Origin of the sequence: Rossellomorea vietnamensis, assembly GCF_008180415.1 — a bacterium.
In the GTDB taxonomy this organism is placed as follows: domain Bacteria; phylum Bacillota; class Bacilli; order Bacillales; family Bacillaceae_B; genus Rossellomorea; species Rossellomorea vietnamensis_C.
Window position 1 is genome coordinate 65,377 of record NZ_VTEI01000003.1, and the last position, 18,865, is coordinate 84,241.

Consider the following 18,865-nt stretch of genomic DNA (forward strand, 5'->3'; position numbering starts at 1 on the left):
TGCAGGTTTTTTACCCGTTTTGGCCAGCTTAAATCCCTTAATTCTTATTCTTCAATGATGCCTTTAGATATGAGGAAGTCCCTTGCAACATCCGCAGGTTCTTCTTTATCAATATCCACTCTGGCATTCAATTCGCTCATCTCTTCTTCTGTAATTTTGCCGGCAAGCTCATTGATTGCATCTTCAAGTTCCGGGTGTTCATCCAGTACTTCCTGTCTTACAATAGGAGCTGCATAGAAAGGCGGGAAAAAGCCTTTATCATCTTTAGTGGTTTCCAAGTCATAACGCTGGATTCGCCCATCTGTTGTAAAGGCAGGAATCAAGTCAACATCCCCATTTTTAACTGCTTCGTACATGATGTTAGGATCATAGCTCTCTGTACTTTCAAAGTTAAAATCATAAGCTTTGACTAAATCATCATAACCATCGCCGGAACGTTCATAGAACTGATGGGGTGCACCAAAAACCATTTCTTCGGAATAGGCTTCCAAATCTGAGTAAGTCTCAGCGTCTACACCTTCATCCTTGCGGTAAGCTAGTGTATAGGTATTTTCAAACCCAAGAGGTTCCAGCCAAGTAACACCAAACTCTTCTTCGTAGCCTGATTTCACTTGTTCAAAGATGGCATCAGCATCTGCACCTTCTTCAGCTTCCTCTTTCAAGACTGCTTTCAATCCTGTTCCGGTGTACTCGACATACATATCGATGTCTCCTTTTTCGATAGCCGGAGTCAAGATAGACACTTCCCCAAGCGCCTCCTCACGTTCTACATTCAAATCTGTTTTTTCTTCAATGACCTGTGCCAGCATTTCTGTTAAAATGTATTGTTCAGTCCACATCTTCCCGGAAACTACTACAGTATCATTTCCATCACCGTTTCCGCATGCTGAAAGCACGAGCATCAGCGAAAGTGCCGCTAGAATCAAGCTTTTTTTCATAGCCAATTAACCCCTTTATTATTTTCTGGCCTTTAACCCTTTAGGGGTTGCAGCCTTTTCCAAAAGTTTAAGCAAGTAATCGAAAAACAAGGCAAGCAATGCTGCTGGAAGGGCCCCGGCCAGAACCAGACTGTTATTCCAAGACGAGAGCCCCCTGTAAATGATATCTCCCAGTCCTCCTGCACCAACGAAAGTTGCCAAAGTGGCCACACCGACCGTCAGGACAGTAGCCGTACGGATACCGGCCATTATGATAGGCAGAGACAGCGGCAGCTCGACTTTATAGAGCAGCTGCCGTTTGGTCATACCCATTCCTCTTCCTGCCTCTATTATGGCTTGGTCCACCCCTGTAATCCCTGTATAGGTATTCCTTAAAATCGGTAGAAGCGCATAAACAGTTAATGCAATGATAGCAGTAGTGCTTCCGGTCCCAAGAAGCGGAACAAGGAACCCAAACAGGGCAAGGCTTGGGATGGTTTGAAAGATTGCGGTAATGCCGATAAAGAACTCTGCTGAGCCCCTTTTCCGGGATATGTAGATGCCCAGCGGCAGGGAAATTAATATAGCAATGAAAATCGAAACAAATGAAAGGATGAGGTGTTCAATCAAGCCTTCCATGATAACATCTGACCTGCTGCTAATTGTTGTCCAGAAGGTGGAAAAGACGTTACCCAGCATAAGTTGACCCCTCCTTTTCGGCTACTGTCAGGAGGATATCCTCTTTTGTTACAAAACCGACGGCTTCTCCATTTTCCTCTACTATTAGAATATCCAACTGTAATTGAAGCAGCTTCCCGGCAGCCTTGGAGATGGATGAGCCGGCAGAGATGGATTCGACAGCATGACCCGGAATGCGTTTGACGTCCTTTGACATGATATCCCTGACAGATAGGACAGACTGTCCTTGGTTCATGCGGTGTTCTCCTATAAACGCCTTAACAAATTCATTTGCAGGGCTGGTCAGCAATTCATCAGGGGAGCCGTATTGTTCTATGACACCTTCCCTCATGACGGCAATGTTATCAGCAATCTTTAATGCTTCATCCATATCGTGCGTGACAAAGACAATCGTTTTATGTATTTTCTGCTGAAGGCTTTTTAATTCATCCTGCAGCTGTTCGCGGCTGATTGGATCCAATGCACTGAAGGGCTCGTCCATCAAGATAATCGGAGGTTCTGCTGCCAGTGCCCTGATAACGCCTACACGCTGCTGCTGGCCGCCGCTGAGCTCCAGCGGATATCTCTTTTTGTACACATCTGGTTCCAGGCCGACAAGCTCCATCAGTTCATCCACCCGCGGTGCATACTGCTCTTTCTTCCATCCTTTTAATTTAGGGATGAGTGCTATGTTTTCTTCAATAGTCATATGCGGCAGCAGACCGATCCTCTGTATGACATATCCAATATTCCTGCGTAATTCCACTTCGTTTTTCGAAGCAATTTCTTCACCGTCTATGTATATCTTTCCACCAGTCGGCACAATCAGCTTATTGATCATCTTCATTGTGGTCGTTTTGCCGCATCCACTCGGACCGATCAAAGCAGTCAATTCGCCTTCTGGGATGACCAGGTCAATCCCCTTTATTGCCTCTGTTCCATCTTCGAATTTCTTCCTGACATTTTTGAATTCAATCATCACAACACCTGCTTAAATTATAAAATCATATTCATATTTCCCTGCCCATCACAAGTTAAACATATATTAATCTAATTTTAAAAAGATATTGCTTGTTGAATACGCTTTTGCCTGGACCTTGCTGCAGCTCTCACGTGGAAAACTTTTCAAAATAAGCGGATTCTAAACTGTTTACGTGCCTCTTTGACTGCACCGATTCTGCATTTTTGAATTCAATGCTGTCTGCGGGCACTCTGACTGCATGGATTCTCCTTTTTCTCAGATTCAATGCTGTCTGTGACTCTCTCTGACTAAACCGATTCTGCTTTTTCCTGATCGATGCTGCATACAGCTCTTTCTAACTTCACGATTTAATAAAAGCCTATCTACTAATGCAGCCTGCACATAAAAAAGTACCAGCCTGTTTAAAAACCGGCAGGTGCTCATTATGCATTTTAGAACTTTTACTTTTTTTCCTTCCTGATCAGAACCTGCTCCACCGCGATGGCTGCAATGGTCCCGATGATCAACCCGTTGTTTAAAATTGAAGCGGCTACTGCCGGCACTCCCTCAAAAGCAGAAGGCGGGACGAACATCAACCCCACTCCGGCAATCAGGGCGACTCCCGCAGCAAAATTGGACCGCTCCGAGTTTTCTTCTTTTTTGTACTCTCCAAGGGCTAAGCCTACCATGTTGATGAAAATCACATATGTAACCGCATATCCAACCGGAGCTGGCAGTGTGGCTAAGATGTTCATAATATCTGGAAAAAGACTTATCACCACTACAAGAGATGCGCCTAGAACAAAAGGGATGATAGATAGAATCCCTGTGGCGGAAACAAAACCGGCTGCACCGGATATCGGTACAGAACCCACTGCAGAGAAAAGGCCGCCCAATACTTGGTTGATCCCTGATACTGTTCCTGCACTGTTGTATCTTCTGTGAAGCTTCATATTGTTCCTCGTCATGACCTCTTCCATTACACGAATAGAAGCAATCATATTTGTGATCAGCAATAATGTAATGAAAAATGAAGTAATGATAATTCCTAAATCGAATTCCGGCAGACCAAAAACAAAAATTCCTGGCAGTGATACTACCTCTCCAGTTGTTTCTGGAACTCTTCCTGTTTTTCCTATCAAGATAAAGACAAGCCATCCAATAATCAACGAAAAAATGATGGAGTACCGCTTGATCCATGATACTTTATGATTTGATAAATAAAGAGTAAGGAAAAACGTAAATAAACTCCCTGCTAGAATGGTTAGATCAATCGCTGTCTGTTCCCCCGACAACCCGAACATTCCCTTTATGAACGAACCACTCAACTGAAAGATCAGCAGAAGCAGATAGATAAAAGTTATCGTCGGCGTGAACAATTTTGTGAGCTTAGAGAGCCCTCCTGTAACTGCGAAGATAAAGATAAAGAAAAACAAACCGCTGACAAGCATGCCGCCCTGAAGCAGCTGCAGGACTTCTCCGCCGGTTCCATAAATGGTACCAACAAAGCCTGCGTAAATGGCAAACACCCCCCACCATAAACCGGCGGGTCCTTCGTTTATCGGCATCCTGTGGCCGATCAACGCCTGCAGCACTCCTGCTGCACCTAAAACAAACATCGTTCTTTGGATGAATCCTGCCGTTTCAGAAGCCGGCAGATTAAATAGATCTGCTATCGCAATGGGAGCCGCAATTGAACCGGCAACCATAAAGGCCATCCATTGCAGGCCTGTAAGAAATATTTTCATTGCTGTTACACCTCATTCTGGACAATCTACCCTCCATTCTAGCATATTCGGATTGGAAGGTGATGGAACATTCACTCTGTTATTAATAGAATTTTTCAAAGCGCTGTTCTCGTGAGAATTGCTGCTTTTAGAAGGCTGCTGATTTCTGTACAGGCGTTCGATGCGCTGCTCTTTATAGCTTGTTTAAAAAGGGGTTAAAATCTCGAATTAGCATGTTAATTCTGAGAAATCCCGCGATCATTCACCAGAAAATGTATCCAGTTAGAGAGAAAAACACTCGTGTAAAACAGCCATCTATTCGCGTACTAGAACCTCCACACGCATAAATAAGCCATGTATGAATAAATTTATATAAGTAACTAGTTATAGCTGGTCATAATTTTTACTGTCGTTACTCCCAAAGTGCCTCTTTTCATGGTAAAATAATCTTTACTCATATAAAAAAGCCGTTAACCTTACAACATTAACGGAATTCAGGTTAAAGGGGTTGTAAAAGTGATCATTGCACTTATTATTGTACTGGCCTATTTATTAGGTTCTATTCCATCGGGACTCATTATTGGAAAGGCATTTTTCGGAAAGGATATAAGGGAACATGGAAGCGGCAATCTAGGAGGCACCAACAGCTTCAGGACCCTCGGGATAAAGGCCGGGATGGTCGTAACGATCATGGATATCCTGAAAGGAACAGCAGCCGTTCTGCTTCCGCTTCTATTCGATTCAGAACTGCACATGCTGATTGCGGGTGTGGCAGCAGTCATCGGTCATATGTACCCTGTTTTCGCCAACTTCCGCGGCGGAAAAGCAGTAGCGACCTCCGGCGGAGTCCTTCTCGGATATGTTCCGATATTATTCGTATTGCTGCTATTGTTTTTCTTCCTATGTTTATTTTTAACGAAATATGTATCTCTTTCATCTATTCTAGTCGCTGTTTTTGCGTTCGTCTATTCGTTATTTACAGGAGATATACCGCTCATCATTGTGATTGGAGCTCTCTCCTTCTTCGTTGTCTTCAGACATAGAGCCAACATCAGCCGTATCATGAACAAAACAGAGCCGAAAATCACCTGGCTTTCCTTTAAAAGATAGCCTGAATGCCGTAAGCCAATCTCCATTTGGTTTATGGCTCTTTTATATTCTGTGGTTTTGATGGCAGAGGAAAAAGTCAAAATTTTTATTAATCAACTAAAAAGAGCCTGATTAATAGAACGTGTTTAATTACCAGGAAATTCGACAGTATTTTTTTCAATTATCTGTTTATAAATGGACTCTTCAGCACTATAATGGATAAGAAGGACTATTTTACCGTTTAAATTAAGTAGAGAGAAGTTGGTTGAATAATGAACAAGAAGGTTTTATGGGGTTCAGCTTTAGCATTAGTTTTAATTATTACTGCTTCAGCTTTGGTGCTGAGCCAGTTTAGGCTGGCAGAGGATACTTCAGATGCTGCCCGGACATCCTCCCCGCACTCCTCCAATCAAAGTACACTTAAGGAGAAATCGTATACAAGTCAGGCTGTTATCGGCGCTATTGGTGATGTTCTCCTTCATAATACTGTCTATCAGGATGCGCAAGATGGAGGCGCTTACGATTTTATGCCAATGTTTCAAGATGTTGAAACCTTCTTGCAAAGTCCTGACTTTATGATTGCCAACCAGGAATCCCTTCCTGGAGGTGCACACTTGGGCGTCTCAAGTTACCCTGCTTTCAACAGTCCCTACGAAATTGTAGATACTCTGCAAAAACTGGGAGTAGATGCTGTGACTACTGCAAACAACCATACATTGGATCAAGGTGAGAAAGGTGCATTGAGTGCCATATCTCATTATGAAGAAATAGGTATGCCCTATACCGGGTCTTTCAAGAGTCAGGAAGACCGGCAGAATATCAGAACCTTCAATGTGAATGGAATTTCTTTTGCTTTGCTGGCTTATACATACGGGACGAATGGGATCCCTGTTCCTCAAGGACAGGATTACCTTGTAAACCTTATAGATTTGGATCTGATGAAGAATGATATATACAAAGCAAAGGAACTAGGGGTGGATATGGTAGTACTGGCTGCCCATTGGGGTAATGAATACGAGAGATATCCTAGTGACAACCAGAAAATGCTTGCCCGTGAACTGACTGATGCAGGGGTGGATTTGATTATCGGCCATCACCCGCATGTACTTCAGCCCATCGAAAAGATGATCACCAAAGACGGACGTGAAGCTGTCGTTATATATTCATTGGGGAATTTCCTGTCCGGCCAGGACGGTGAGCTGAAGAACATAGGCGGCATTGCCAATGTTACGGTGCAGAAAGTGATCGATGAAAACGGAAAACGAATCACGTTTCCGGAAATCAGCTTTCAACCTACATTTGTCACTCAGTCTCAGTATAAAAATTATCGTATCCTTCCTCTTGATGCAGCACATCAGAGCGGATTGGTTTCTTTTCCCGAAGAGGAAATGGTCTCTCATGTGATGAGTATAGAGTAGTAACAGACAAAAATCCTGCCAGTATAAAGGCAGGATTTTTGTCTTAATGAGGGGCAGGAAACAGAACATGGTGGAACATCACAGCTGTAATAGCCAGTAGCGCTAGTATAAAAACTGCTGAGGTAAAGGCTTTTTTCAAGCCTTTTTGGAAAAGCCAGAGCAATACAGCATATAAACCGGCAGTTGCAGCAATGAACCCAAGTGCTTCCATTCTATAATCAGGCTTCAGCTGCAGGAACGTCATAATGGTCAAGCCGCCGAATATACCTGCTCCTATAATGATAAGAAGTTTCAGGTTGCTCAATCTTTTCAACTCCTTTTACCTTTATGTATTAGTATTAAAGATAACACGGAGAGTATGCCCTCTTCCAATCATTCACTTTTGTGAGCCGATGATTGGCTGAAGAAAAGGAAAACATCATATAATAGACGAAGACAGCGACAAGAAAGGAGTACAACGATGAATATTTCTTTTTCCGATGAGGCGTTGAAATGGTTTAAGGAAGAGATGAATATTGAAGATGGGGATTTTGTCCGTTTCTATGTACGGTATGGCGGTTCAAGCCCCCTTCACGAATCGTTCTCTTTAGGGGTTAATAAAGAAGAACCCATTGATATAGGTTCTAAAAAAGAAGTGGACGGAACGACCTTCTTTGTGGAAGAAAATGACCTATGGTTCTTTATGGAGCATGATCTCTACGTTAATTTTAATGAAAAACTGCATGAACCCTCTTATGAATACAAAAAATAAAAGAAGTGAAGGCCGGATTACACCGCCTTCACTTCTTTCTTTACTTCTTAAGATTTTTCAAGACCATATTTGTCAACTTGCTTGGTGAGTATGGTTTTACAAGGAACCCGTCAGCTCCGAGTGACATTACCTTTTCCCTTTCGTCGAGGGCAGTCGAGACGAACACCGGTATGTCCCTGAGCCCGGCGTCTGCCTTAACTGCCTGGAGAATATCAAGACCATCCATCTGGGACATGCTTAACATAATATCCAGAATGATGGCATCCGGCGAATTTATTTTTATAAACTTCAATGCTTCTTCACCATTCGAAAAAGTCTTGATGATAAAACCGCTCTCCGCCAGTTCGTTAGACAGCAGGGAAGCCAGCTGCTGATCGTCTTCCACAACTACGATCCGCCTTCCTTCTGTATCAGAAAAGTAAGACTCTGAGTCTGTTTCAGCAATGCCTGAAACCTTAGGAAGAATAACGGTAAATGTACTTCCTTTGCCAAGCTCTGTTTTCAAAGAAATATCTCCATCATGAGCTTTTATAATCTCTTTGGCAATAGCGAGACCCAGACCCGTTCCACCGATTTTTCTTCTGTCTGAATTATCAACACGGAAAAATTTCGTGAAAAGGTTTGGCACGGCATCTTCCGGTACGCCAAGTCCTTCATCAGCAATTGAAATATGCAGATCATCTGAGACTGTTTTCAATTGAACTGTTATATTCCCGCCTTCAGGCGAATATTTAACTGCATTTTGTATTAAATTTTGAAATACTTGAACAAGTTTATCCCTGTCTCCCAGGACAGTGTCTTCTCCTGAATTGCTGACAAATTGGATATCATGGATATCTGTATTGATTTTTATACCTTCTATCACTTTTTTCAAGATAGGAGTAAGCTGCTCGTACTTTTTATCGTAAGTCTGCTTCCCTGATTCCATCCTTTGCACATCCAGAAAGTCATTGATAAGCGCAGTCAGCCGGTTTGCTTCCTGGTATATAGTATTCAAGTATTTTTTTTGTCTTTCAGGTTTCAGCTCCCGGTTAATCAACAGTTCAGTATAACCAAGGACACTTGCAAGCGGAGTTCGCAATTCATGTGAAACGGTACTCACCAGTTCATTTTTCATCTGGTCCGCCTCATATTCTTTCGTAAAGTCTCTATGAACCAGGACCCAGCCGGAAAGGATTTCATTTCTATATAATGGTTCAGCGTATACCTGTATCATCTTCGATTGGCCGTTAATAAGCTTGTATTGAGTCTGCTTGGAAACACCAGCCTCACTGGTGAACAAGTTATTAACAAAGCTTAAAAGCTCCTCGGGTCTTTCCACCATATCTCTTATTCCCTCAAACCATTGAGAGAACATTTTTTCTGTTTCTTGTTTCGGGTTGCTGCACCCATAAATAGAACAAAAAGTATCATTGATATGGAGGATTCTTCCTTTTGCGTCGAGAAGCTGGATCCCTTCATGAATAGTATTCAATATATCGTTATTCATGATCCGGTCTGCTTCTGAGGTTTCAAAAACTTTGATCTTCTCCAATGAGATGGAGACCTGTTTGGACAAAGAAAAATACTCTTGTATCTCTTCGGCAGAATATCCTTCAGAAAAGCGTGTATAAACCATCACCGCTTCAATATTTCCTTCGTGAGATAAAACGGGCAGATACAAATCCCAGCAAGGTTGTTCTTCAGAATGAATGCCTTTTTCTTCCCTCGGGATTTTTCTCTTGATTACAAAACCTTCTTCTTCCTCTTGTAACCTGTCGACAATCCCATAACTCAGGGAGCGGATGAATTGTCCCGCCCCTTCATCCGACACTCCCCATTTCGCGAATGTCTTCTCTGCATCAAGAACAACGATCATCCCCCGGTCTGCATGAAGAACTCCTGAAAACCCTCTAACGATAGAGTTAAGTACTTTTTGTTTGTCCAAGGAATTCGAAAGGCTGTTGATGAGTTCATTGCGGTGGCGAAGCTGATTTTCGCGAATCTCCATTTGTCCGAGAAGGTTTTCCAGTTCGAACTGCTGTGCATGCAGTTCTTCCTGCTGTTCAGAAAGCTCATCATTATTGTCTATCAAACGCTGCTCATTTTCCTTAATGGACGAGAGCATTTTGATAAAACTGGCTCTAAGGACAGCTATTTCGTCATCTCGCTTATCCGGCGTTAAATCAATTTCTGTTTCCTGTCCCTTGCTGACTGCGTCTGCTGCTATCGCCAGCTCTCTCAACGGCTTTCCAATCCGGTTCAAGCTTATACGGGTAATGGATAACAAGACTATAAGCATGAATAATACAAACGCGAACATGATCCATTGCAGTTGTTGGTGAAGAGAAGCAAGCTTATCGCCATTTGCTTCTACTTGTTCATCCAAACTTAAACGATACTTGTTCAAATTGTTCTGAAAGGTCTCTAACTGAGAAGTGGCAAAACTATTGGCCCGGTTGGCAATGGCGTCGATATTCCCTTGTTCATAATCTTCAAAAGTAGGCGGCAGCAAATCATTGAAATAAGTGATATAGAAAGAATTCATTTCCTGCAGGATGGATTGTTCCCTGCTGGTAAGCGGCAAATTACTGAACATATCAATACTTTGCTGTATCTCTTCCTGCTGGCCTAAGGCTCTTTCTTTCAGCCGCTCATTACCAAATGCCACATAACCCCTAACATCCATGAAAGCCTTGTTGAAACCTTGGTCGATTTCAATGATAATCTCTTCTTTTTCTTCAGATAGGTTATTTTGGTGTTCAAAATCCCTCTGAATATGAAATTGTATATAGAGTATGATGCTTGTCCCTATAAGGAACAAGATGATGAATAAAAACATCAGGTAGGCAAACCGCCTCGATAAACTTGTTTGAAAGTAGTTATTCATCTTCTTTTAAAATTTCCTCCACTTTATCCACAAGCAGCATTGGGCTGAAAGGCTTAGAAAGGAAATAGTCTGCGCCCGCTTCCATTATCATCTTTTCATCAGACTTCTGGCTCTTGGCTGTCAGCATCATAATTTTTGTATTTTTATTAATACCACCGGTCCTAATGGTGCTGATAACCTCTAATCCCGTTTTGGCAGGCATCATATAATCGAGTAATATGAGGTCAAATTTCTTTGAGGCAGCCAGAGCCTCTGCTTCCTCTCCATCGCAAGCTTCGTGGATTTCGTAGCCTTCGTCTTCCAGAGTGTCGAGGATAAGGGAACGAAGGACATCTTCATCTTCGGCTAAAAGTAATTGTTTCATTGCTGCACATCTCCCTATGAATGGTCCGTCAATTTCTTTAGATAAAAAAGGATCTTATTTTCGAGCGATTGAATCGAAAAAGGCTTTAAGACATAATCAGCCACACCTAATTCGATGGCTTGTATCATCTCTGTCTTTTTGGTTTCTGCTGAAAGCATCAGAACCGTAAAGGGATCGAAATCTGCTTGTTTCAATGTTTCTATCCCGCTCATTCCGTCCATGAAGATGTTAAGCAGGACCATCCCTTTCTGGTTTTGATTTATCCAGCCGCTCTCTAAAAACTGCTCTCCGCTTTCAAACTTGGAAATTTCAATGGGTATATTCTGATCAAAGGCTTTCTGCTTGATTGTATTGGCAAGCAGTACCTGCATGATGGGATCATCCTCCAGAAGAGCCAGTGAAACAGCTTTATGAGAAGAGGACATACTCCGGTCGAAAATTGTCACTTGGCTTCTTCCGTTTTCTTTCGATCGATAAAGAGCAAGGTCTGACATATCCAGCCAATAGGAAAGGGAAGTCGATACGTAGGCATCCACCTCAACTATGCCGGAGGAGAAAGTACAAGTAAACTCATGGCCTCCTTCTGCCTCGAACGCAAAGGCAGAGAACTCATTTAGTATTTTCTCCAGGCGGTCTTTTCCTTTTTGAGCAGAAATCCCAGGAGAAAGCAGGACAAATTCCTCCCCTCCATATCTGACGAGAACTTCTTCGGGTTTTATTCGCTTTTGGACAAAGCGTGAGAACTCTTTCAAAACGGTATCTCCAGTCAGGTGGCCGTATTGATCGTTCACATTTTTGAAGTAATCAAGATCCAGGAACGCTATGGAAAGGGCCAGTTCTTCTTCCAACTGCTTGGCACATAACTGTGTAAAAGAGTTACGCAGGTACTTGCGGTTATATAATCTTGTCAATTCATCCACAAGAATTAAATGATCAACAAATCCTTTTCTTTCGACTTGCCTATTCACCCTTATGAAAAGCTCTTCCAGCAAGAAGGGTTTTTGTATAAAATCATCCGCGCCTTTTTGATAACTTTCCATGCGCAGACTGTCTGAATTGTTTTCAGACATCATTACTACAGGTACATACTGTTTTTGTACAGTTTTGGAAATATGCGATAAGGTGTCCAGCCCCTTTTGGTCACTGAGGAATATATCCAGAAGAATACAGTCAGGTTTCACATCATATAACGCTGATATGGCTTTATCAGCATCAGTAAACCCAAAAACATGAAATCCTCTCTTTTCAAGATAATCCTTAACACGAATGAGAAAGCTTGTATTATTTTCCACCAGAAATACAATTTTTCTTTTTTCATTTATATCTGCCATCATGGGGAAATCAATTTCATTTTCATACTCAAACTGATAGCACTCTTTCAAAAGAGGTGAGATAATATCCTGGATACTCTTTCTGTTCCAGCCGGCCTCCCCTCTCCTGTCAACTATTGTCATCGATTCCGATGCGAGTCTGCCAATTTTCTCAAGTTCAATTGTAGGGGCAGTTCCGCTGATGGAATGAAAAAACCTCCTCACTTCGGATGAATCGATTTCTTTGTTGGAACTAAGCCATTCTGATAACTTCTTCCTGATATTATTAATAAGTTTGTGCTGATAAACTTTCATTTTGGTCATATACTACTCCAGTAAAAAATTAATAGATAAGTAGAACGTACTATTATTATGGTCGTAAGTCAATATGTCATTTTTCGACAAATTTTGTTGAGTAAGCATCCCTGGTTCTTTGTGTGTACAATCTCTATGAGCTTTTTGTTTGAATAGGGAGAGAGGTTCTTTTTTGCCTGCCGGCTTAGATTAGGAAAATAATGGCTCTGTATTCGAAGATTAAGATTATAATTGAACGAACGAGAAAGAGAAGAACCCTCCATAATGACTTACTCGGAAGGAGACCAAGAGCTATGATTTCAATTAAATATAGAAAACAGAGCTTCAAAGACATCCTTAAAAGATTTATTGCATAAATATAGACGAGGAAATTTTTAACGGATAAATCGGTTCAAATGAGTATGAAGCTTTTCTCTCTCAAGGATCATTTTTTGCTTTTCTCCCAAGAGATCAAAGTGAGGATAGTCCTTTTTGCGATCATCAATCCATTCCCTCTTTAATCCATATTGTTTTCCCCACTCTGCAAGTGCCTCTATATCCTTTGCTCCTGCCTTTGTAACAGTTTTGCATCCCGGAAACCGTTCATCCAGCCAAAAATGGGTAAGAAAGGCTATTTCTCCATTGTCGATTTCTTTTTTCCATTTTTTTAAATCTTCTCTGTTAATCCCAAATGCCATGTCCATCTAACCTCTTTTACTTTTTTGCCTTCTCGTATGCTTCATGCCAGTCAGGAAATTGTCTCTTTACTGATATCGGCCGGAACGAATCTTTTCTAACACAAACATGCTTAGAATTAGCCGTAACAGAGAGTGCTCCTTGTTCATTCAAAATTTCATACCCGTATGTAACCCTTAATCCATCGTAAGACTCTATCCATGTCTTAACGATGGCTTCTTCACCGTACCTTACTGGGCTTTTATAACTGATTTCTATATCAATGACAGGGGAAATAATTCCGTCCTTTTCCATATCGGCATATTTAAACCCCAGTTCTTCTATAAGCTTGGTTCTCCCCAATTCCATCCAAACTAGATAATTCGCATGGTAAACAACTCCCATTTGGTCTGTCTCTGCATAACGCACTTCTATTTTTTTCTCAGATATGTACATTTAAAAATCACCTTATCCTTATTGATTATTATTACTAAGTTTATCATATTTGCTGCTCTGCCCATAGAAGAAGCTGCCGGAACTTTTCCGACAGCTTGAGTTTATTGGTACTGATTATTTTGGCCGTTTTTTTGAAAAGCGGCTTCTTCCTTGATTTCACTTCTAAATGCATCAATGCTTTCACGTCTGCGATCATTTTTAGCTTGAATCGATTGAATTTGTTCCTCACTGTCAGTATAGGCCAGCGATTCTTCAGCTCTTTCCATATTTTGAATCGTATGGAACACCTTGCTTTGAAGTTTTTCAACATTATCACTGCGGTCATCCGGGTTTGGACGGTTCTGTTGTTCAGCCATGTTGGTTCCTCCTTTTAATAAGGGTTTTCTTTTGAAGTCATTCACCTTTTGTCTGAATTACCTGTGCGTGCTTCCCTGACTTGTCCTGCATTTGTTTTCCCTTATTTCCACCAGCTTCACGAGGCTGGGTTCCAAGATGGTTCGGTACAAAATGTTCACTGTTTCGTTTTGGGTTGCTCATAAAAAAATCCCTCCCTTAGTTAATAGAATTTCCAAAGGGAGGGAAGATATGAGTGTACTTTCATTAGTTATTCCTGCCTGCAATGGCAAAAGAATGCTATTGGTTTATTCAGCTTTATCCATTCGCTTGATTTCCAATCTTGATTCAATTCTTTCTTCAATAGCATTAATGGCTTCTGCATCCATCATTAAGGCTTGCTTATTTTCGTTTACTAAGTCGGCAAATGACTTTTTTCTAGGTTTACGCATGATAATACCCTCTCTTCTGTCATAGTTTATTCCTATTATGGTCAAACACTGCCGCAATTATAATTAAATTTTCTAAAATTTTTAAAAAGCAGGGGTTTTCGGATAATATAATTGTTTCGATTATATTCTTCGTGTAAAACTCTTCAAAGTCCGAGCTGGATAACGGAACTGGCTGGGGACAGATTTGCTCGATTGATTGCAGCCGTTAAAGTAATGGTCTTCCGCTCATTCTCACGGTCTTGGCTGCAGTTGGGCGATGAAACCGTAATGGGCTGCCACCATGTCCTATCACTGAACAAACACATGAAAACCTTCTTCGTCCAGAGCACCAATATGCTTGTTAATTATAACTCCTTCTTCATCTACCAGCACAGTGGTCGGTATGGAGACTATTCCATATTCAGTGTTCACCTTATCGTCTACATCTAAAAGAACCGGAAAAGATATTCCAGCTCTTTCTGTAAATTCCTTTGCACGATCTTCAGGGTCAATGTTGATTGATATCACCTCTACCCCTGAGCTTGCTTTGTTAAACGCTTCAAGAGCAGGGAGCTCCTTAGTGCACGGAGCACACCATGCCGCCCAAAAGTTTATTAAAACTTTTTTGCCTTTATAATCAGATAAATATATTGATTTTCCTGATAAAGTTTTCAAAGAAAATTCAGGTGCAAGTGTTCCTATTTCTGAGCCATTAAGCCTCCTCGTTTGTGTCACCGGAACACTGTTCACAGCTATTTCTTCCGCTATTTTTCCTTCACTGCCGCTCCATTCTTCCATAGAAAAAAGTGAAGTATTTTCCAAGTAAATGACGATTACAAATGAAATCATCAACATGAATCCAATCAACTTTTTCACTGACAAGCCACGCCCTCCATAAAGTTATAACTTCATTTTATGAAGGCTTGGCTGTTTTTATTAGTGAGATTGGGGATTACTTCTGGGGCAGCCCAACCTATTAGTCCTTGAAATAAAATAATTTATTCACGCACAAGACGAACTGAATCATGCAAAAAAACTTGTTATTTTAATGTTCTTTTCGTAAACTTTGTTGCTATTTGATACAAAGTTCAAAAAAACCTTAACAACCTGGTAATCATGAAAAAAGAGCTGCTTTCCTTAGAGAAATTCCTTTGTATCCGGGGAAAAATTCGGCTCCAAGGATTTTCCGAAAGAACAATCTATGCAAAAACAGCCTACTATAATCAAGACCACCAGTTGAAGTGGCTGTTCTGCGGCTTTCTTAGCAGGCTAGGCCTAATGGTCCACTGAATGATATCCTTTAGCAATTAATAAGGGGAGAAATTCTGCTTATTTAAAAAAAGTACGAAAAACACCTAATTTAAGCAGAGACATTCCCCTTATTCTCTTAGAAAGATGCGAAAATTGTTCATTTTGTTGTGCTTAAGCGTAAAAGTCCCGCATATTTAACCCAAATTGAATTTCATTTAACAGCTTAAGTTAAAATTTTCCGCTTATTTTACATAGAATTATTCATGTCCTTCACAGGGCGTACATTCTGCTGCAATATATGAGTGATGAGAAAATCTGCTTATCACTTTATGAAGGGAGAATTTTTCAAACCACGCTAAAGGCTCTCTTGAACCCACGTCTTAGCCAGGGGGGGCAGAACCATAAAAAAACACCCGTCTCCATGTGGAGTACGGGTGCAGTTTGGTCATGTTATGCTTTAAGTTTATCACGCAATACCATTTGCAGGATACCGCCGTGACGATAGTAATCAACTTCAACTTCAGAATCGAAACGAACGAGTGCGTCGAATTGAGTTTTGTTGCCATCTTCGTCAATTGCAGTAACTTTCACAACATCGCGAGGTTTAACATTATTAGTCAGATCTACAGAGATTGACTCTGTACCTTTTAAGCCAAGTGTATCTGCATTTTCGTCCCTCTTGAATTGAAGCGGAAGAACGCCCATCATTACAAGATTGGAACGGTGGATACGCTCATAGCTTTCTGCAATGACTGTCTTGATGCCAAGCAGGTTTGTACCTTTGGCTGCCCAGTCACGAGAAGAGCCCATACCGTAGTCTTTACCTGCAAGTACTGCCAGGCCGATTCCTTGCTCTTTGTACTTCATGCAAGCATCGTACATTGCCATGACTTCATCTTCAGGCCAGTATGTTGTATATCCGCCTTCGGTTCCAGGAGCGATACGGTTTCGGATACGAATGTTGGCGAACGTTCCGCGCATCATCACCTCGTGATTGCCTCGGCGTGAACCATACGAGTTGAAATCGCGAGGCTCTACGCCTTTGCTGCGCAAGTGTTTACCAGCAGGTGTATCTTTACCGATTGCACCGGCAGGCGAAATGTGATCTGTTGTTACAGAGTCACCAAACTTACCAACAATCTTTAAACCATCCAAGGCTTGGATATCCTCAGGAGTCTCAGCCAATCCTTCAAAGAACGGAGGATTTTGGATATAAGTTGATTCATCATCGAAGCTGTATAAAGGTTCGTTGCTCGTCTGGATTTCATTCCAGCGCTTGTTATCATTGAAAACATTTTCATACTCTCTGCGGAACAATTCAGGCGTTACAGTGCGTTTCACAACTTCCTTTACTTCATCCTGTGTAGGCCAGATATCTGCAAAGAATACATCATTGCCATCTTTATCTTTTCCAAGTGAATCTTTTTGAAGGTCAATATTCACTGTACCTGCAAGAGCATAGGCTACCACCAATGGAGGTGAAGCAAGGTAGTTTGCTTTTACCAGCGGGTGGATACGTCCTTCAAAGTTACGGTTACCGGAAAGAACTGAAGTAAGAAGCAGATCAGCCTCCGCAACAGCTTTCTCGATTTCAGGGCGTAACGGTCCTGAGTTACCGATACATGTCGTACAGCCGTACCCTACAAGGTTGAAACCTAGCTTTTCAAGCGGTTCAAGCAGCCCGGAATCTTCAAGATAGCCTGTAACTACTTTTGAACCAGGAGCTAATGAGGTCTTAACATAATCAGGTACAATCATGCCTTTCTCTGCTGCTTTTTGAGCTACAAGACCTGCACCAAGCATAACGTAAGGATTGGAAGTGTTCGTACAAGAAGTAATCGCCGCGATTCCGATACCGCCTGTAGGGATTTTCACTTCTTCGCCATTCTGGTTTGTATAGTTGGCTGTCTTTTCGATTTCTTCAGCAGCAAGGCCGAAACCTTGGTTTCCTTCTGGATTAGTGATTGCTTCATGGAATGAAGGCTTCATTTCAGAAAGCGGGATCAAATCCTGAGGACGCTTTGGACCTGAAAGGTTTGGCTCAATTTCAGACAAGTTGATCTCTACAACATCCGTATAGAAAGGCTCTTCTTTATCAGGAGTGAAGAACATATCGTTTTCTTTCAGATACTGTTCCACAACGTTGATGTGTTCTTCTGAACGGCCCGTTAATCGCATATAGTCAAGAGACTCTGAGTCAACCGGGAAGAATCCGCAAGTTGCGCCATACTCAGGCGCCATATTGGCAATTGTCGCACGGTCAGCAAGAGGAAGTGTCGCCACCCCTTCACCGAAATACTCGACAAATTTGCCAACAACACCTTTTTGGCGAAGAACTTGGGTTACTTTAAGAGCCAAATCTGTTGCAGTAGCACCGTTTGGAAGAGCGCCTGTCATTTTTACACCAATTACTTCAGGAATCGGGAAGTATGAAGGCTGGCCAAGCATTCCTGCTTCTGCCTCGATACCGCCTACGCCCCATCCAAGTACACCGATTCCATTGATCATCGTTGTATGGGAATCTGTTCCTACAAGTGTATCAGGGTATGTCTCAAATTCACCGTCTTCATTTTCGACTGCGTGAACTACATTTGCGAGGTACTCAAGGTTAACCTGATGGACGATACCGGTTGCAGGTGGAACTGCACGATAGTTTTTGAATGCTTTTTGAGCCCAGCTTAAGAATTGATAACGCTCTGCATTGCGTTCAAATTCAAGATCCATATTTACTGCCAGAGAATCGGCAGTGCCGTATTTATCCACCTGCACAGAGTGGTCAATTACCAGGTCAACTGGAATTTCCGGGTTGATTTTATCAGGGTCTCCACCGATATCAGCCATCGCTTTACGCAATGAAGCCAAATCTACTACGGCAGGAACACCTGTGAAGTCTTGAAGGATTACACGTGAAGGCTTGAATGGAACTTCCGCCTCCTGCACATCTGCAGAACCCCAGTTTGCAAGGTTTTCTACATGTTCTTTGTTGATTACACGGCCGTCAAATTGACGCAGTACAGATTCAAGCAGTACCTTAACAGAGTAAGGTAAACGTGAAACTTTGGCTACGCCTGCCTCTTCTAATGCTTTTAAACGATAATAATGATAGCGTTTCCCTGCTGCTTCAAATGAAGAACGGGAGTTAAATACGTCTTTCGCCATCTCAATTCCCCCTCTTAGAGATTGTTACGATTTTTACGTGCGCTGAAAAGTTTGATTCTAATCTTTCAACTTTGTTCACATTAACATCTTAATACAAGCGATTACATAAGTAAATATCAAGAAAGTTATTGTGTTTGATAAGTTTTTCTTATGAATTAATCATCTTAGCACATTATTGTCTT

At 41.7% G+C, this 18,865-nt stretch carries 18 protein-coding genes; 3 read left to right on the forward strand and 15 right to left on the reverse strand.

Annotation, left to right across the window (positions count from 1 at the left end):
• Nucleotides 1–44 precede the first annotated feature (44 nt).
• From FZC78_RS24185 to FZC78_RS06630, 4 genes are all read right to left on the reverse strand, one after another.
• Nucleotides 45–938 (reverse strand): glycine betaine ABC transporter substrate-binding protein, encoded by an 894-nt coding sequence (locus FZC78_RS24185; RefSeq protein ID WP_187444830.1) that lies wholly within the window; start codon nucleotides 936–938, stop codon nucleotides 45–47.
• An 18-nt stretch (nucleotides 939–956) separates the two neighbouring features.
• Nucleotides 957–1,616 (reverse strand): ABC transporter permease, encoded by a 660-nt coding sequence (locus tag FZC78_RS24190; RefSeq protein ID WP_252183534.1) that lies wholly within the window; start codon nucleotides 1,614–1,616, stop codon nucleotides 957–959.
• The gene (locus FZC78_RS06625) at nucleotides 1,606–2,574 is read right to left on the reverse strand and encodes an ABC transporter ATP-binding protein (protein WP_148938880.1); all 969 of its coding nucleotides are present in this window, start codon (nucleotides 2,572–2,574) and stop codon (nucleotides 1,606–1,608) included. Before FZC78_RS06625 ends, FZC78_RS24190 begins: the two co-directional genes overlap by 11 nt.
• 443 nt (nucleotides 2,575–3,017) lie before the next feature.
• The gene (locus tag FZC78_RS06630) at nucleotides 3,018–4,304 is read right to left on the reverse strand and encodes a purine/pyrimidine permease (RefSeq protein WP_148938881.1); all 1,287 of its coding nucleotides are present in this window, start codon (nucleotides 4,302–4,304) and stop codon (nucleotides 3,018–3,020) included.
• A 495-nt stretch (nucleotides 4,305–4,799) separates the two neighbouring features.
• Between FZC78_RS06630 and plsY the strand changes: the two genes are divergently transcribed.
• Both plsY and FZC78_RS06640 read left to right on the forward strand, forming a co-directional pair.
• Nucleotides 4,800–5,393 (forward strand): glycerol-3-phosphate 1-O-acyltransferase PlsY, encoded by a 594-nt coding sequence (plsY, locus tag FZC78_RS06635; protein WP_148938882.1) that lies wholly within the window; start codon nucleotides 4,800–4,802, stop codon nucleotides 5,391–5,393.
• Nucleotides 5,394–5,644: 251 nt separating this feature from the next.
• A complete protein-coding gene (locus tag FZC78_RS06640; protein WP_148938883.1) occupies nucleotides 5,645–6,790 on the forward strand; it encodes a CapA family protein in 1,146 nt (381 codons plus the stop codon).
• A 43-nt stretch (nucleotides 6,791–6,833) separates the two neighbouring features.
• Here the strand turns inward: FZC78_RS06640 and FZC78_RS06645 are convergent, their stop codons facing one another.
• The gene (locus FZC78_RS06645) at nucleotides 6,834–7,094 is read right to left on the reverse strand and encodes a hypothetical protein (protein ID WP_148938884.1); all 261 of its coding nucleotides are present in this window, start codon (nucleotides 7,092–7,094) and stop codon (nucleotides 6,834–6,836) included.
• Nucleotides 7,095–7,250: 156 nt separating this feature from the next.
• Here FZC78_RS06645 and FZC78_RS06650 point away from each other — a divergent pair, with 156 nt between their 5' ends.
• The gene (locus tag FZC78_RS06650) at nucleotides 7,251–7,541 is read left to right on the forward strand and encodes a HesB/YadR/YfhF family protein (protein WP_148938885.1); all 291 of its coding nucleotides are present in this window, start codon (nucleotides 7,251–7,253) and stop codon (nucleotides 7,539–7,541) included.
• Nucleotides 7,542–7,581: 40 nt separating this feature from the next.
• Here FZC78_RS06650 and FZC78_RS06655 read toward each other — a convergent pair whose 3' ends face one another.
• The 10 genes from FZC78_RS06655 to acnA form a co-directional block, all read right to left on the reverse strand.
• The gene (locus FZC78_RS06655; RefSeq protein ID WP_148938886.1) at nucleotides 7,582–10,410 is read right to left on the reverse strand and encodes an ATP-binding protein; all 2,829 of its coding nucleotides are present in this window, start codon (nucleotides 10,408–10,410) and stop codon (nucleotides 7,582–7,584) included.
• Entirely contained in the window at nucleotides 10,403–10,774 is a 372-nt protein-coding gene (locus FZC78_RS06660; protein ID WP_148938887.1) for a response regulator transcription factor, read from the reverse strand. The genes FZC78_RS06655 and FZC78_RS06660 overlap by 8 nt, the downstream gene beginning before the upstream one ends.
• A 14-nt stretch (nucleotides 10,775–10,788) precedes the next feature.
• Nucleotides 10,789–12,408 carry a diguanylate cyclase gene (locus tag FZC78_RS06665; RefSeq protein WP_148938888.1) on the reverse strand — a complete coding sequence of 540 codons (1,620 nt, stop codon included), beginning with the start codon at nucleotides 12,406–12,408 and terminating at the stop codon, nucleotides 10,789–10,791.
• A gap of 365 nt (nucleotides 12,409–12,773) precedes the next feature.
• Entirely contained in the window at nucleotides 12,774–13,076 is a 303-nt protein-coding gene (locus tag FZC78_RS06670) for a hypothetical protein (RefSeq protein WP_148939495.1), read from the reverse strand.
• Between the two features lie 16 nt (nucleotides 13,077–13,092).
• Complete coding sequence (locus tag FZC78_RS06675; RefSeq protein ID WP_148938889.1) at nucleotides 13,093–13,509, reverse strand: acyl-CoA thioesterase; 417 nt, start codon at nucleotides 13,507–13,509, stop codon at nucleotides 13,093–13,095.
• Nucleotides 13,510–13,610: 101 nt separating this feature from the next.
• On the reverse strand, nucleotides 13,611–13,865 hold the full coding sequence (gene tlp / locus FZC78_RS06680; protein WP_148938890.1) for a small acid-soluble spore protein Tlp: 255 nt from the start codon (nucleotides 13,863–13,865) through the stop codon (nucleotides 13,611–13,613).
• A gap of 37 nt (nucleotides 13,866–13,902) precedes the next feature.
• Nucleotides 13,903–14,046, reverse strand: a complete 144-nt coding sequence (locus tag FZC78_RS06685; protein WP_148938891.1) for an acid-soluble spore protein N — start codon at nucleotides 14,044–14,046, stop codon at nucleotides 13,903–13,905.
• 104 nt (nucleotides 14,047–14,150) lie between these two features.
• The gene (locus FZC78_RS06690) at nucleotides 14,151–14,294 is read right to left on the reverse strand and encodes an FbpB family small basic protein (RefSeq protein WP_113928533.1); all 144 of its coding nucleotides are present in this window, start codon (nucleotides 14,292–14,294) and stop codon (nucleotides 14,151–14,153) included.
• A gap of 288 nt (nucleotides 14,295–14,582) precedes the next feature.
• The gene (locus tag FZC78_RS06695) at nucleotides 14,583–15,149 is read right to left on the reverse strand and encodes a peroxiredoxin family protein (protein ID WP_252183568.1); all 567 of its coding nucleotides are present in this window, start codon (nucleotides 15,147–15,149) and stop codon (nucleotides 14,583–14,585) included.
• Between the two features lie 825 nt (nucleotides 15,150–15,974).
• Nucleotides 15,975–18,683 carry an aconitate hydratase AcnA gene (acnA, locus tag FZC78_RS06700; RefSeq protein ID WP_148938893.1) on the reverse strand — a complete coding sequence of 903 codons (2,709 nt, stop codon included), beginning with the start codon at nucleotides 18,681–18,683 and terminating at the stop codon, nucleotides 15,975–15,977.
• Nucleotides 18,684–18,865 lie beyond the last annotated feature (182 nt).